This is a genomic window from Raineyella sp. W15-4 (genome assembly GCF_033170155.1).
Classification (GTDB): Bacteria; Actinomycetota; Actinomycetes; order Propionibacteriales; family Propionibacteriaceae; genus Raineyella.
In genome coordinates this window covers 2,821,272-2,836,110 of sequence record NZ_CP137079.1, presented here as the reverse complement: position 1 = coordinate 2,836,110, position 14,839 = coordinate 2,821,272, and the positions used below count along the sequence as shown (strand labels likewise).

6 protein-coding genes and 1 CRISPR repeat array (1 of these 7 running past the window's edge) are annotated in these 14,839 nt (G+C 68.7%); of the genes, 2 read left to right on the top strand and 4 right to left on the bottom strand.

Translation table 11 applies throughout. The annotated features are described in order from the left end of the window. Nucleotides 1-4,704: direct repeats of the CRISPR family, unit length 28 nt; unit sequence GGCGTACCCCTGCGTGCGCAGGGCTGAC; it reaches 533 nt to the left of the window's first position. A gap of 9 nt (nucleotides 4,705-4,713) precedes the next feature. The 4 genes from R0145_RS13265 to R0145_RS13250 all read right to left on the bottom strand — a co-directional run bounded on the left by R0145_RS13265 (nucleotide 4,714) and on the right by R0145_RS13250 (nucleotide 12,137). Further along, nucleotides 4,714-8,742, bottom strand: coding sequence for a hypothetical protein (locus R0145_RS13265; protein WP_317837339.1), 4,029 nt, complete (start codon nucleotides 8,740-8,742; stop codon nucleotides 4,714-4,716). Between the two features lie 2 nt (nucleotides 8,743-8,744). Beyond that, nucleotides 8,745-10,088 (bottom strand): type I-U CRISPR-associated protein Csb2, encoded by a 1,344-nt coding sequence (csb2, locus tag R0145_RS13260; protein WP_317837338.1) that lies wholly within the window; start codon nucleotides 10,086-10,088, stop codon nucleotides 8,745-8,747. Between the two features lie 3 nt (nucleotides 10,089-10,091). Further along, nucleotides 10,092-11,375 carry a type I-U CRISPR-associated protein Cas7 gene (locus R0145_RS13255; RefSeq protein ID WP_317837337.1) on the bottom strand — a complete coding sequence of 428 codons (1,284 nt, stop codon included), beginning with the start codon at nucleotides 11,373-11,375 and terminating at the stop codon, nucleotides 10,092-10,094. Between the two features lie 87 nt (nucleotides 11,376-11,462). Further along, nucleotides 11,463-12,137 carry a type I-E CRISPR-associated protein Cas6/Cse3/CasE gene (locus R0145_RS13250; protein WP_317837336.1) on the bottom strand — a complete coding sequence of 225 codons (675 nt, stop codon included), beginning with the start codon at nucleotides 12,135-12,137 and terminating at the stop codon, nucleotides 11,463-11,465. Between the two features lie 327 nt (nucleotides 12,138-12,464). Between R0145_RS13250 and R0145_RS13245 the strand changes: the two genes are divergently transcribed. Together R0145_RS13245 and R0145_RS13240 are read left to right on the top strand one after the other, a co-directional pair. Next, a complete protein-coding gene (locus R0145_RS13245) occupies nucleotides 12,465-13,727 on the top strand; it encodes an ATP-binding protein (protein WP_317837335.1) in 1,263 nt (420 codons plus the stop codon). Nucleotides 13,728-13,876: 149 nt separating this feature from the next. After that, the gene (locus R0145_RS13240; RefSeq protein ID WP_317837333.1) at nucleotides 13,877-14,779 is read left to right on the top strand and encodes a LysR family transcriptional regulator; all 903 of its coding nucleotides are present in this window, start codon (nucleotides 13,877-13,879) and stop codon (nucleotides 14,777-14,779) included. The last annotated feature ends 60 nt before the right edge of the window (nucleotides 14,780-14,839 follow it).

Below are 14,839 nucleotides of genomic sequence, written 5' to 3'. Positions count from 1 at the left end.
TCTCGACCGCCCGCCGGGGCGTACCCCTGCGTGCGCAGGGCTGACGCCATGATCCCAGCGAACGCGCCGTTGACAATGGGCGTACCCCTGCGTGCGCAGGGCTGACACCAGCTCGAGGATCTGATCGGCCGCCTGGCCGGGCGTACCCCTGCGTGCGCAGGGCTGACGATGTTGATATGACATCAGCCGCGTTCGTCCGAGGCGTACCCCTGCGTGCGCAGGGCTGACCCCTACTCCCCTGTGGTGCTCCGTGCTGATGACGGCGTACCCCTGCGTGCGCAGGGCTGACATGCGGATCCCGCCGACGGTGTCCTTGCCGAACGGCGTACCCCTGCGTGCGCAGGGCTGACGCGTCGATCGCGGAGACGTGGGCGGTCGAGTGCGGCGTACCCCTGCGTGCGCAGGGCTGACGACACCGAGTGGATGGTCACCGAGGTCACCGCGGGCGTACCCCTGCGTGCGCAGGGCTGACGAAGTCGGGGACGGCACAGACGGCACGTGGTTCGGCGTACCCCTGCGTGCGCAGGGCTGACACCCGGCAGGCATAGGTCTTACCCGCACCCCGCGGCGTACCCCTGCGTGCGCAGGGCTGACTGCACCCAGTCCGGTGTGCGGGGCATGCGCCCCGGCGTACCCCTGCGTGCGCAGGGCTGACTCAACGGCGACACCGCCGTCGACCTCAACGGCGACACCGCCGTCGACGCAAACTCGGGCGTACCCCTGCGTGCGCAGGGCTGACGCGTCGATGCCATGATCAGCGGTTTTGATCGGCGGCGTACCCCTGCGTGCGCAGGGCTGACCCACTGAAAGGCAACACCCCATGTCCTTCGCCGGGCGTACCCCTGCGTGCGCAGGGCTGACCTGCCTGTGGGTAGCGGGACGTACGCAGAGAGCGGCGTACCCCTGCGTGCGCAGGGCTGACCGGGGTGAGTTCGGGTCGCCCCGGGGGAGCCGGGGCGTACCCCTGCGTGCGCAGGGCTGACGATATATATCCCCTAGTCAGAGCGGAAAAATCGGGCGTACCCCTGCGTGCGCAGGGCTGACCTCAAATCATAATGGGGATCCTGTTCTTTCAGCGGCGTACCCCTGCGTGCGCAGGGCTGACTTGAGTCTGGCCGGATCGTCGGGGCTGGAGGGGGGCGTACCCCTGCGTGCGCAGGGCTGACTGGCTGCGGCTAAGGCGTCCAACAATGTCGACAGGCGTACCCCTGCGTGCGCAGGGCTGACACCGTTCCCCAGTGCATCCCGGCGTTGACCGGCGGCGTACCCCTGCGTGCGCAGGGCTGACCCAGCCAGGTCCTGGCTGGTGGTCTCGTCGACGGGCGTACCCCTGCGTGCGCAGGGCTGACGCACGAATGAATCCCGGAGGGATAATCCTTGAAGGCGTACCCCTGCGTGCGCAGGGCTGACTGGGTGTGAGATGTGACGGCAGTCACGTGACGGGGCGTACCCCTGCGTGCGCAGGGCTGACGCGGGTCGGGGATCCGACCACCGCGATCAGCGGGGCGTACCCCTGCGTGCGCAGGGCTGACGACCAGCTGCCGACGGGGCGACTGTGGGTGACGGGCGTACCCCTGCGTGCGCAGGGCTGACCACCATTCGAGCGTATGGTCTGGCCACGGGATAGGCGTACCCCTGCGTGCGCAGGGCTGACCGCAAGCCTGAGGTAGCCGCCGCGCAGGCGTACGGCGTACCCCTGCGTGCGCAGGGCTGACCACCATTCGAGCGTATGGTCTGGCCACGGGATAGGCGTACCCCTGCGTGCGCAGGGCTGACCCGCACTCGTCGCATTCGATCTGACCCCACTTGGGCGTACCCCTGCGTGCGCAGGGCTGACACCACTTCTACCTGGTCCCTGGCCTGACCTTCGGGCGTACCCCTGCGTGCGCAGGGCTGACTGGGCCGTTGCGACCCGGGCATCAGCGCCTTAGGGCGTACCCCTGCGTGCGCAGGGCTGACGGTAGGACCCGGAAGCATCCGAAGTAGGGTTCGGGCGTACCCCTGCGTGCGCAGGGCTGACCGGCAGCCGTACGCCGGTCCGCGGCGCAACTGGGGCGTACCCCTGCGTGCGCAGGGCTGACTGGGTTTGGATCACAGTTCGTGCTGCGCGGCCGGGCGTACCCCTGCGTGCGCAGGGCTGACATGTAGGACTTGGCTGACCGTTCGGCCTGGACGGGCGTACCCCTGCGTGCGCAGGGCTGACTTCCTGACCGACTTCGTTCTGCCGGCGTACGTCGGCGTACCCCTGCGTGCGCAGGGCTGACCGCCCCTGGCGCATGCAAGCTGCTGAATTACCGGGCGTACCCCTGCGTGCGCAGGGCTGACTGATTGGTCGTTCGACCAGTGGGCTCGGCAGTGGGCGTACCCCTGCGTGCGCAGGGCTGACACGCTGGAGGACCGGGCCCGGCTACGGATCACGGGCGTACCCCTGCGTGCGCAGGGCTGACCCAGACAGCACGGTGACGTACGACCGTCTCGGCGGCGTACCCCTGCGTGCGCAGGGCTGACTCGATTCCAGTCCCCGTGATGGATCCCAGCCTGGGCGTACCCCTGCGTGCGCAGGGCTGACGTGACGCTGACGTTCGCGGCGTTCATCGGCGACGGCGTACCCCTGCGTGCGCAGGGCTGACTCGACCAGGACGCGCACGTCGAGGTTGTGGTCCGGCGTACCCCTGCGTGCGCAGGGCTGACCAGCAGATCACTGGCCCGGGCACCACCGTGACCGGCGTATCCCTGCGTGCGCAGGGCTGACATGCGGTCGATGGTCCTCGAGGCAGGCCACGAGGGCGTACCCCTGCGTGCGCAGGGCTGACGCGTGGCGGGCGAATGTCACCAGCTATGCGGTCGGCGTACCCCTGCGTGCGCAGGGCTGACATCCGAGCCGATGGTCGGCCGTCGGCCACGATCGGCGTACCCCTGCGTGCGCAGGGCTGACGCCTGTGCTTGGGCCTGCACCGCGGCGGGGACAGGCGTACCCCTGCGTGCGCAGGGCTGACTCTTCCCGGTCGGCCAGTGCATGTCCACCTGGGGGCGTACCCCTGCGTGCGCAGGGCTGACATGGTCGCCTGACCCGAGCCGGGCGAGGGGCCCGGCGTACCCCTGCGTGCGCAGGGCTGACGCGGCGGTCGCCTTGCGGATGTACTCGCGGACCGGCGTACCCCTGCGTGCGCAGGGCTGACCGCTGCGGGCCGGAAATCCCGACGAACCGGGGAGGCGTACCCCTGCGTGCGCAGGGCTGACGACCCAAGCAGTCATCTCAGTCAATGGCGGACCGGCGTACCCCTGCGTGCGCAGGGCTGACCGCAACTACACGAGGGGATACTGCAATGAACAAGGCGTACCCCTGCGTGCGCAGGGCTGACTGTGCCGGAACTCAAGGCTGGCCTGGAGAAATAGGCGTACCCCTGCGTGCGCAGGGCTGACTGACGATACGTCTCAGATTCCCCATTGTCCAAAGGCGTACCCCTGCGTGCGCAGGGCTGACCAGAATGCGGCCACGATCGCGGTCCGGCGGGAGGGCGTACCCCTGCGTGCGCAGGGCTGACCCGCAACATAGCTGACAGCGTCAGATCCAGTCGGGCGTACCCCTGCGTGCGCAGGGCTGACCAGTCACGGGCCTCGCCGAGGTGGAGGTTGATAGGCGTACCCCTGCGTGCGCAGGGCTGACCGGGAGGTCACGCCCGACCCGCTGGCTCTTCCCGGCGTACCCCTGCGTGCGCAGGGCTGACAAGTGTTGGAGCCCCGGCACTGTGAGATGTGTAGGCGTACCCCTGCGTGCGCAGGGCTGACGCGGTGATGGCGCATTCCGTCGCCGACCATCTGGGCGTACCCCTGCGTGCGCAGGGCTGACACGGGCCAGCGCTCCGCGAGATTGCCCAGCTCCGGCGTACCCCTGCGTGCGCAGGGCTGACGGTTGTGGTGCGGCCTCGCGCCGACGTCATATAGGCGTACCCCTGCGTGCGCAGGGCTGACACGGCGGCGACTGGCCGTGCCCGACGCATCGCCGGCGTACCCCTGCGTGCGCAGGGCTGACGTCGTGATTGCGATCGCCGCACTGGTCGGGGCGGGCGTACCCCTGCGTGCGCAGGGCTGACGCCGGGGCCGGCTTCGGTCTCGTCGCCCCGACGGGCGTACCCCTGCGTGCGCAGGGCTGACTCGGTGAGGCGCTGATCGGGATGGGGTCGAAGGGGCGTACCCCTGCGTGCGCAGGGCTGACTGCGGCCTCACCCTCGACCAGGTCTGTGAGCGGGGCGTACCCCTGCGTGCGCAGGGCTGACCGCGTGGGATCAGCCGCCGCCGCATCGCCTCCAGGCGTACCCCTGCGTGCGCAGGGCTGACGTCGTCTTGGCTCCGGCTGGGTTGAGGGCCCTGGGCGTACCCCTGCGTGCGCAGGGCTGACTCACAGAGGCGTTAGCCCACGAGTCTGGCGCAAGGCGTACCCCTGCGTGCGCAGGGCTGACCTGTCCTCAATCTTGGCTTTCCGGTGTGGCTGAGGCGTACCCCTGCGTGCGCAGGGCTGACGTTGTACGGTTGACCCGGAGGCCCCGGGGGCAGGGCGTACCCCTGCGTGCGCAGGGCTGACGATGTCTTCGATGCGGCGCGTCAGGTAGCCGCGGGCGTACCCCTGCGTGCGCAGGGCTGACGTGTAGCGTGTCCGGGCCCTGTGCGGCCAGGCCGGCGTACCCCTGCGTGCGCAGGGCTGACACTTGGTGACTAGGCCTCTTGCCGTGCTGCACGCCCGTTTCCATTCGGTTTCACTTTGCCGCGCGGGACGACTCCGCCCGACCAGATGATGTCCACGTCCTTCCGATCAGACAGGTATTCCCGCGACGCCGAGTACATCCACTCAGTGCCGATTGCCGACCACGACCAGAATCTTGGCGAGCGGATGCTGATCGTCATCGACTTCAGGGCCGCCAGCGTCGCTGGCTCAGTGGGGACCGGCAACTGCAACGAAGGCCGACCGGCCGACCGGACCACGCCCAACGCTGCGGCGCCCGTGTTGCCGAGCCGGCCCATCCCGTACAGCGCCAGCGGTGCGAGCGCTGTCCGGACGCTGCGCTCGCTGCCCGGCGCGCCCAGGCCATTCACCAGAGGGGCAGCGGCCCGTGGCCGGTCCAGGCCGCCGTCGCAGGCCGTCGTCGTGTATCCCAGGTTCATGTTGTCCAGCGCTGCCAGGCAGTCGTCGATCGCCGTCGCTCGTTCCAGGAAACTCAGAGCCACGCTCGGGTACGACGAGTTGTTCGCGAACGCCACGATGGGCAGTTCCACTTGTCCGCGCGGGTCGGCCTTGGCTGCATCGCCGAGTAGCCCCAGAAGCGGCCGCCGCGAGAGGGCCGTTTCCGAGCGCAGTAGCACTCCTCGCAAGCTGGCTGCGGGGGCCAGTTTCTGGTTCTTTCTTCGCAGGTTCATGTCTTCTGCCCCCAACAGGTCGGCGACGAGTGCGTCCGCCTCCGCCCAGACCCTCCTGTCGAACGCCCAAGACACAATCCCGCGCAACGACAGCCGTGTTGTCAACACGGGAATCTGTGGCGCCAAGTCAGGAGCCGGCAGCGCTGCGTCCGACGACTCCCAGTGCAGCGTCGCGGCATCATCGCCGGCGTCGACGGCGGCCGCTAGCAGCCCGACCGACGCGAACCAGCCTGTCAGCGGATGGGTGACCAACCCGTCCAGCGGGTGGGCCTTCGCGCCCGCGACCGAAGCCGAGCCCCGCCGATGATCGAGCAGCTCGTCCCACCGCGTTGGCTCGACAGTCGGCGATGCCCGGTGAGTTGGCGGCTCGGGTCCGACGCCGTCTGGATACGCCGACGCGCGCCAATCCGCCAACCGCAAGGTCGCCTCCAGGTAGGCCACGCCCCACGGCCCAAAGCGGTCGTTGAGCGCCGCGAAGTCGTCGGCGTGGGCGTAACCCACCAGTTGGATATCGGGCAACGGAGCAATGACGGGCCGATACCACCCGTGGTGCGACCCGATCAGATGCTCCGTCAGCGCATCGGTGTGTCCGTCGCGGAACGCGGCGACGCTCGCCGCCTCGTGGCGGAATCCTGCCACGAGCCCGGCCGCCGTGCGGGCTTCCCGGTCGGTTGCCCACGAGGAACGGGTCTCTTCCGCCACGTCTGCCAGAGGTTTCGCCAGAAGCGGATGGAGCGTTCCGTCCGGAGTCTCGACTTGCGACGTGGTCACCTCTGCTGATGGGCAGCCGACGAGGTACCGCTGGAACGATGGACAGGCCTTGCCGACATCGTGCCAGCGTCCTGCGGTGCCGAGCGCTGCGGCGACGGCTTCACCCAACCCGGCCGCGCGGCCGTCCTGCCCAGCCCAGGCACCGACCTGCTCCAGGTGCGATGCCAGAGTGACGACGGCGCCCGACCCGGCGCGGCTCCGTCCGGGGAGCGTGATTGTGCACAGCACGGCGCGGCGCTCCCCTGGTGACGGATCTCCGGGCCTCGCGTGGGACCCACCGGGGGCGTCGGACCCGAGGATGGCGTCGATCCGCACCTGGGAATCAGTGATGGCTTCGCGCGACACGGCCGTGAAGGTCCGGGACAGCGTTCGGGGCAATTGGTGCTGGATTGCGTCGACCACCAGGTCGAGCGAGGCCGCATCGGCCTCGGCAAGGTCGGCGAGCAGGTCCCGCAGCTCCCCTAAAGGGGATTCCTCAGCGGGTTCGATGACTGGGGGCTGGTCTGAGTCTGTGGCATCCGTCTCAGCGGCCCGGGCGGCAGTGAGGGCGGCCAGGGGCCGGCCATCCCGGCCGCGAGAAAGCACCTGGTCGACGACCGACTTGCTGAGTGACAGGCGTAGCTGGCGACGGCGGCCACGACCCGTCTCCGCGGCAGCGGCCAGCGAGATCCGCGCGGCCACGACGTGAAGGTCGTCGACCTGGCTGCTGTCCCCGGTCCAGCCCAGAGCGGACTGATAGCCGCCGATCGTGCTCGGCAGCACGACCCGGTCGGCGCGCAGGACATCGTCGAGCGACCTCGGGGCCCTCCAACGCTCGGCGCCGCCGTCCCACACGCGCAGCGTCTCGAGGAACGGCTCAGGTACGAACCCCTGTGCCGACTCATCCACCACCATGTCAGCGACGTCCGCGATCGGCGTCCCGTCGCGGTCGTCCGCATTGCCGCGCAGCAGGCGGGCGAGTGCCGAACGCGGCACCGACACCGTTTCGGCGGCATACACGTCACCGAACGACGCATCGTCCAGGGCATCGACCCGGTCGCGCCATGCCACGTCGATCTCCCGGTTGAGCAGCCGGTCCGGCCCCGCCACGAATGCCTCGACCGGCAGATCGGGTGACGGTATAGGCCGCGTGTGTGTCATCAGTGGTACCAGGCCCGAGTGCAGAGTCGCCGCGCGCGGGGGAACCCCGTCGAGCAGCCGCGCGTCGCCCCGCCGCCGCAATGTTGCCAGCGCCGCGGGGGAGGCGATGATCCCGTCGGGCTGTTCGTGTTCGGCAAGCTCGAGCAACTCCACGGCCGCCCGCACAGTCTCCTCGCCGTAGACCGCCTTGCTGCCGGCACGCACCGACCCCGTCCTGGCCACGATGACGTACGCGTCAGCCCAGGTCGGCTTGGCGTCCCGGTTCAGCCGCCCGAGCCGCTGGACGAGCGCATCCCACGAAGCGGCTTCGCTGACGAGTGCGTCGAAGCTGATGTCGACGCCCACCTCCAGGCACTGGGTGGTGACGGTAATCCCCTTGCGCCCGTCGGGCTCTCTGCGGTCCAGAGGCCGGAACCGTGACGTGATCAGTTGCGGGGGCACGGCCGCATCCCGGAGAAGCAAGTGGTAGACGTGCTGGGCAAGTCCGACGGTATTGGCAAACACCACCACCGCGTGCCCGTCATCGGCTGCGGCGACGGCACGGGCTGCCATGGCCTTGGCGAAGTCGGTATCCGAGCTGCTCTTGATACGTTCCAGGTGTACCCACCGGCGTGCGTGCAGGAGTCGATCGGCGTACGACACCGCGTTACGTCCGGATCCCTGGGGCGGCGTGGAGGCGGCGTCGAGGCGGAGCACCGAATCACGGTCCATCACATCGACCAGAGCACTGGGCAGCGTTGCCCCGAGCAGCACGGTGCAGCCCAGCGGGACACCGAGCGGCTCGATCGCGCGGGCCTGCAGGCGCTCGGCGTCAAGGATGGTCTGGACGGCTGGGACCGCCAGGTGCGGCTCGTCGAACAGCACCAGCCGGTCGATGCCCACCAGTCCCGCGTCGATGGGGCGGCGCGACGGCGTGACGGCGAAGCCGCGCATCAGCAGCCGCGAAACGTACTGGTGCGGTGTCAGCGTCACGATGGTGCAGCCGGTGGCGCGCAGCCATGCCATGTCGCGTGGGGTGTCGCCGTGGATGGAGCCCATGGCGATCGGCACATCATCGCGTGGACCCAGGAGCTTCTGGAGGGCGTCGCGGACGGGGGTGATGTGTGGGTGCGCACGGTCGTTGACGCGCTGGGCGAGTACGTCGATGAACCCGTACGTACTGTCGACCAGGGTGCGCCGGTTGACGACGTGGAAGATCCTTTGCGGCGCCGTGCGTGGCAGCCGATGGTGAACTTGCCGGGCAAGCTCGTACACCGCCACCGGGATGGTGGCAGTCTTGCCGAGCCCGGTGGGCACCTCGATGCGTGCGGGCCACCCGTCGCACTGGACGCGCTGGGCCAGTTCGATCTGCCAGTCGTGGGGCACGTGATCGGTGATGGCGGTGAAGAACTCCGGGAACGAGGGGAAATACTGGGCCATGGTCAACTCCTGGGACGAAACGTGCCGAAGCCGTGATCGGTGGCGGCGCCGAGCAGCAGCGGACCCTCGATCTGCTCGGAGACAGTGAGCGTGGCCCACCATTGGGCGAGGCCGTCAGCGAGATCGCCATTCGACCAACGTCCGCTGCGCTGGATCCGCGGCGTTAGCTGAAGGGCAAGATCCCGAAGTTCGACGCCATAGCGCTCTTTGAGTTGCTTGGCGAGTTCGTAGTGCACCACGCGCTTGTCGGGGAACGCTCGCAGCGGGGTCGTCGAGTACCAGGTCTCGGCGGGGCCGGTCCAGGTCGTCGGGTTCAAGGCGCCTGATCGGCCGACGACAAGGCCGTGAGGTTGTTCGGGCAACTGGGCGACATATCTGGCGAGAAGCTCGCCGGCCCTGGTCTGCTCCTCGACGGAAGAGTCGCTGCCGTCGAGGAGCATGAGCCCGAACCCGACGCAGCGGCCGTCGCCGTTGGCACTCGGCTTGTCCTGTTCGTGGCTGACGGTTAGCGGAAAGGCCCGCCAGTCTGGGACGGCTTTTGCGATCGCAGTGTTCAGTTGCAGGATGAGTGGCGGTATTCGGTGATTCGGCACCGATCGGGCCAGCTGGGCAGTGGGGAACTCGGCGCGGACAGCCGGAACATCGCGGCCATAACTGAGTGGCCGGACGAAGCCGGCTGGCGGAATCGGGGGTAGCCCAGCGATGGCCGGGTTACGGCCGAAGGCCCGCTGGAAGTTGTCCTCGAACCACTTGACGGTGTTGGACTGCCAGCCGTGGGTTGGACCGGGCATGCGGGCGTCGGGGTACCAGCGCGCCACCGGCGGCTTCGGCGGCGCATCGAGATTGTCGGCGTCGGTGACGCTGAGGTCGGCTGGATCCTTGGAGGTGCCGAAGTAGGGCACGTGCCGTGCTGCGGCCTCGAGCGCGGCGAGTTCTGCATCGCCGCAGTCGAGGTCGATGTGGAACATGATCGTTCCGCCGGAGAGCGCCACGCCGTCCTGAGGCTTGAGTACACGCGACTTGGTGTTCAGGCCGATCAGGGACAGGTCGAGGAAGTTGTCGATGATTCTGGGACTCTTGTCGTCGGGGAGCCACGTCTTCGGGGCGTAGGTGCCGGGTAGCCCGAGTGGTATGGCTGTCGGTGCGTCGATGATGGGCGGGGGAGCTGCGGCCAGCCGTTGTAGCGCGTCGAGCGCGCGGTCCCGGGTCGAGTCGTCGGCCACGGCGTGGGCGCCGGCGAGGAGTGCGCCGAGGATGCGTCTGGGTGAGGGGGGCCAGTCGGGCTCGCCGGTGTCTCGGAGTCCGTGGAAACCGTTGCGGTAGAGCGTGACGTGGATAGTGATCACGGTTCAGTTGTCCGAGGTGAGTGTGTTCGCGTCCGAGGCGACGCGCTGTCGGATGATCTCGAGCTCGGGCTCGGAGAAGGTGAGGGTGATCGGGTCGGCGAAGCTCAGGCCCGCCTGCCCGGCCTCGGCGATGGCCTCGCGGAGCGCCTGGGCGATCTCGTCGGCGTCGGCGACCGGCAGCGGCTCGGGGGAGCGGGTGCCGCGGCGGCGCCAGCCCCAGCGCTCGTCGATGGGCACGAGTGCGCAGCCGGAGCGCAGGAATCCGTCCTCGGTGGCCAGTGCGTGGCCGGCGAGCGAGAGAAGTGCGAGCACCGTGGTGGCGGCCAGCGCCTGTCGGCGATCGGGGTAGTGCAGGCTGCGCAGCACCTGCAGCGAGAGGCTCGACTGCTCGAGGATGAGTTCACACACGAAGGCGTGGGTGGCGGATTGCGCGGGCACTTGGCCGAACCCGGCGAGAGAGGGGCGGGTCCTCTGCGTGGCGGTGGTCTTCACCGTCAGGGACCCGTCACTGCCGACGGTGACGCCGGTCGTGTTCAGCGCGCCGCCGGTAGGGTCGAGTTTGGTCGCACCGCTGGCCACAGGGTGAGCGCCGAATCCGACAATTTCGGAGGAGTAGGCGCGTGCCAGCCGGTGCCGTGCCGCCACCCCTGAGGAGAGCCAGAAGCCGTAGATGGCGGAGTTCGGAAAGTAGCGGTAGAGCAGGTCGGCGCGTTCGGCGGAGGCGGCCGCGATGAGCGACTTCACTTGGGATGGGTCAGCCTCGTTGTCGATGCCGACGATCTCCTGTTGCCAGACGAGGGTTTTGTCGCCGGCGGTGGCGAACTTGATCCATGCGTCGTTCTGGCGGTGCGCGAGCTCCCAGGTGCTGAAGGTATGGCGTAGCGCCTCGGCGAGCTGTGGTTCCTTGACGGTCCGGGCCGCCGGGTTGCCGTCGACGATGATCGCTGGAAGGCGGACGCCGAGGCGCTTCTGCTGGTGCCAGGTCGCGGTTTCAGAGCGTCCGCTCTGGGCCGCGTGGCTGTTGAGGACCACTCGCTGCGCCAGTCGGGGGGTTGAGTCCGGGGTGCGCTGGAAGTCGGTGTGCCAGCCGTCATCAGAGGCCTGGGGGACGAACGCAGCCTCGGTGAGGGCATGGCGTGGGGTCTTGTCATTCTGGTCGTCGCCGGCATAGGTGGGCGGCGCAACGGGTGACGTGGGTCCGTTCAGCGGGTGGTACTCGACCTCGATGACGAGGCCGCTGACGGTGTCGTCGGCGACGTGGGATTTGATCTGTTCAAACAGTGACATGGTTCTGCCTCTCGGTGAGGGGGGAGCGGCGCTCCCGGGAGATACGGGCGGGCTGTCGAGTGTCGGGCTTGTTCGTCGCGGACGGTGTCACGCGGTGATGGGACGAACCCGGATGAGGCCGAGCCCATAGTTGCGGCCCTTGCCGGTGCCCGCATCGAGAACCCCTGCGAACTTGTCGGCGTCGGCCACGCGGGCGTGGGCGCGGATCTCGACGTAGGGAATGCCGCGTCTCTGGGCGCCGAGGCTGGCGAATGCGAGGGGACCGACGCGGACGGTCTCGCGATGCGGCGCGAGCCCGATCGCTGCGAGCCGGCCCACCGCCCACTCGGGGCGTTCCGTCTCCGGAACGATGACGGGTCGTGACCGGTAGGCCTTGCCGAGTTTGAGTCCGTCCGGGCCGTGTCGTTCGAGTTCTGTGCGCAGAGCTTCGGGCGTGTGAGACGGAGGGGTCTTCTGGCAACTGCGCTCGACAACGATCTCGACCAGATCGCCCTCGCACGGATACGTGACGGTGCCGGAACTGCGGACCTCACCGAGTTTCCCGGGCCAAACGGGAGGCTCGCTGGCCTGAACGGTGAGCAGGTCGGCCGCGGGGGCGACATACCAGAGCAGATTGAGCTTCTTGCGCGGGCTGGAGCCGAGCCCGGATCGATAGGCGGACATGACATGCACGTGTCCGTGCTCGCGGTGGCGGGTGAGGAGCTCCCGCACGGGCGGGCTGATGAGGTACAGAGTGGTCTGAGGTGGTGCGCGGTGTTCCATGGAGCCCTCCTGTGGCTCAGATCCTTCAGTAACAGGGTTATTTCTTGTACTTAATATGACTTCAGGCAGAAATTCAGTTTAGTTGTGTATAGTGATGCTACGGGCAGGTTGGTCCTGGCGCGAGATTTCTCGCGGTGTGCCAAGGGTTAGTTCCTGTACCTAGGTGAGTACCTGCAGCTCCGCGCATGCGGAGGGCGAGGCGTGGCTGGGCCGGCGTGAGTGCGATCCGGCCACGCAGCGCGGAAAGAGGCTCCTCGCTGTCAAAACTGAAGGTTTCGATGTGTCAAAAATAGAGATTCCAGACTGTCGAGTTGAGAGATTCGGGCGATGAGTGACTATCGGTCGCGCGTTGCTGACCGGGAGCTGGCACGGCGGATGTCCTCGATCGGCGCGGTCCTGATCGAGGGTCCCAAGGGCTGCGGCAAGACAGCCACCGCATCGCGGATCGCGAGGAGCGCGATCCGCTTCGACACGGACGCCAACGCGCGAGCGCTCCTCGACCTGAATCCTGAGGAACTGTTCGAGCAGGAGACACCGATCCTGTTCGACGAGTGGCAACGCGCGCCGCAGATCTGGGATCACGTACGGCGCCATGTCGACGACCTGGGACGGCGGGGGCTCTGCGTGCTCACCGGGTCGGCCACGCCGACAGACGCCAGGGAGCTGCACTCGGGCGCAGGCAGGATCGGGGTCCTGCAGATGCGGCCCATGAGTCTGTACGAGTCCGGGCACTCGACCGGCGAAGTCTCACTCGAAGCCCTTCTGGCAGGGGAAACGCAGCGTGCGAAGCGTACGGAGATGACGGTGCCTGCTCTCCTGCGGCGCATCGTGATCGGCGGGTGGCCCGCCCTTCTCGGCGAGGACGAGGAATCGGCAAGGGCATGGATGGCCGACTATCTCACTCAGATTGTCGAGGTCGACATCCCAAGCCTAGGCACGACCAGGCGTGCACCGGCACGGCTTCGCAGGACCTTCGCCTCGCTCGGCCGCTCCGTCGGGCAGCCGGTCAAGGCCGCCTCCATCGCAGCCGACATCGCGGGTGACGACGAAAGACAGCCTGCGCGAGAGACGGTGACCGCCTATCTCGACGCGCTCGACCGCCTGAAAGTCACCGACAACTCGCCGGCATGGCGGCCGCACATGCGGTCGCGGACGCAGCTTCGCGAGGCTCCGGTGCGCTACTTCGTCGACCCGTCGCTCGGACTCGGGGCGCTTGGTGCGGGATCACACCAGCTCCTGGGCGATCTGAGCACCGCGGGTTTCCATTTCGAGGCCATGGCGGTGAGAGATCTCCGTGTGTACGCCCAGCCCTTGGGCGGGGCGATCTATTCCTGGCGCGAGGCTCATGGGCGGAAGGAGGTCGATGCCATTGTGGCGACTCCGGATCGCTGGGCTGCGTTCGAAGTGAAGCTGAGTGGGGAGCAAGAGGTGATCGACGAGGCCGCGCGGGGACTGCTGTCCTTCGCTGCGGAGATCGATCAGGCGAGGCACGGTGCCCCGGCCGCGTTGGTGGTCCTCACCGCCACGGGAGGTGGCGGTCGACGAGCTGACGGTGTCCACGTCGTGCCTCTTGCTGCACTCGGGCCGTAGTTGTTGTGCGACGGCCACGATGCTGCACGATCGCCGCGAGGGTCCGGGTGCTGCCGCCCCGCCGGTCCCCGTATCCTCTCTGGGTGGCACCGCCACCCGGGATCGGGCAGTCTCGGCGCCGTCGTCAGGATCCGGAGAAGGCGGTTGGGATGGAACTTCGGCAGCTGGAACACTTCCTCGCGGTCGTCGGAGAGCGGAACTTCACCCATGCTGCGGAGTTGTTGCAGATCTCGCAGTCCGGGCTGTCCGCGTCGGTCAAGGCCCTCGAGGGTGAGCTGGGAACGGCACTGTTCATCCGTACGACCCGGCGGGTCGAACTGACGGCGGCAGGTGTCGCGCTGGTGCCCGAGGCCGCCCGAACGGTGGCAGCCGCGACGGCGGCGCGCGCGGCCGTCGACGCTGTCGCGGGGCTCGTCGCAGGGCCGGTGGCGATCGGATCGGAGGCGTGCCCGGGCGTCATCCACCTCGCACGTGACCTCGCAGCGTTCCGTCGCGCCCACCCCGCGATCAGCATGCGACTGCTCATCGATGGGTCCGCGACGCTCCTGGACCTGGTCGGTCGGGGTGATCTCGACGTCGCCTGCGTCGTGCCCACGATCCCGCCCCCGCCGGGGATCCGGTTGCGAACACTGGGGTCGGAGGACCTCGTGGTCCTCAGCCACCCGGACCGGGCGTACGCCTCCGTCGCCTCGGTCGCCCTCGAGGAGGTGGCGGCGGAGACGTTCGCCGACTTCCTGCCGGGAGCATCGTCGCGGACGCTGACCCGTCGGGCGTTCGCGGCCGCGGGTCTCGACTACCGGGTCGAGCTGGAGGTCAACGACGTCCACACCCTCCTCGACCTGATCGGTGAGGACCTCGCCATCGCCGTCGTGCCGACATCGATCGCGCGCAAGCGGCCCGACCTTGTGGCGACACCGATCAGCACGCCGGTCCCCGACTGGACGGTCTGCGTGGCGACCCGCGACGACCCGTCCCCGGCAGCCGCTGCGCTCGTCGACCACTTCACTGCGCCACCGGCGGCCGGGACCCAGAACCAGAGCTTCTCGATGTGATCCGTCCGATCTGTTGGACTCGGCAATCGGGGTGGTCCTAGCCTCGGTGGCGCAGAGCAG

Bases quoted from the DNA above. Each gene is read 5' to 3' on its own strand.
- R0145_RS13265 (WP_317837339.1), bottom strand. From the start codon at position 8,742: ATGGCCCAGTATTTCCCCTCGTTCCCGGAGTTCTTCACCGCCATCACC.
- R0145_RS13255 (WP_317837337.1), bottom strand. From the start codon at position 11,375: ATGTCACTGTTTGAACAGATCAAATCCCACGTCGCCGACGACACCGTC.
- R0145_RS13250 (WP_317837336.1), bottom strand. From the start codon at position 12,137: ATGGAACACCGCGCACCACCTCAGACCACTCTGTACCTCATCAGCCCG.
- R0145_RS13245 (WP_317837335.1), top strand. From the start codon at position 12,465: ATGAGTGACTATCGGTCGCGCGTTGCTGACCGGGAGCTGGCACGGCGG.
- R0145_RS13240 (WP_317837333.1), top strand. From the start codon at position 13,877: ATGGAACTTCGGCAGCTGGAACACTTCCTCGCGGTCGTCGGAGAGCGG.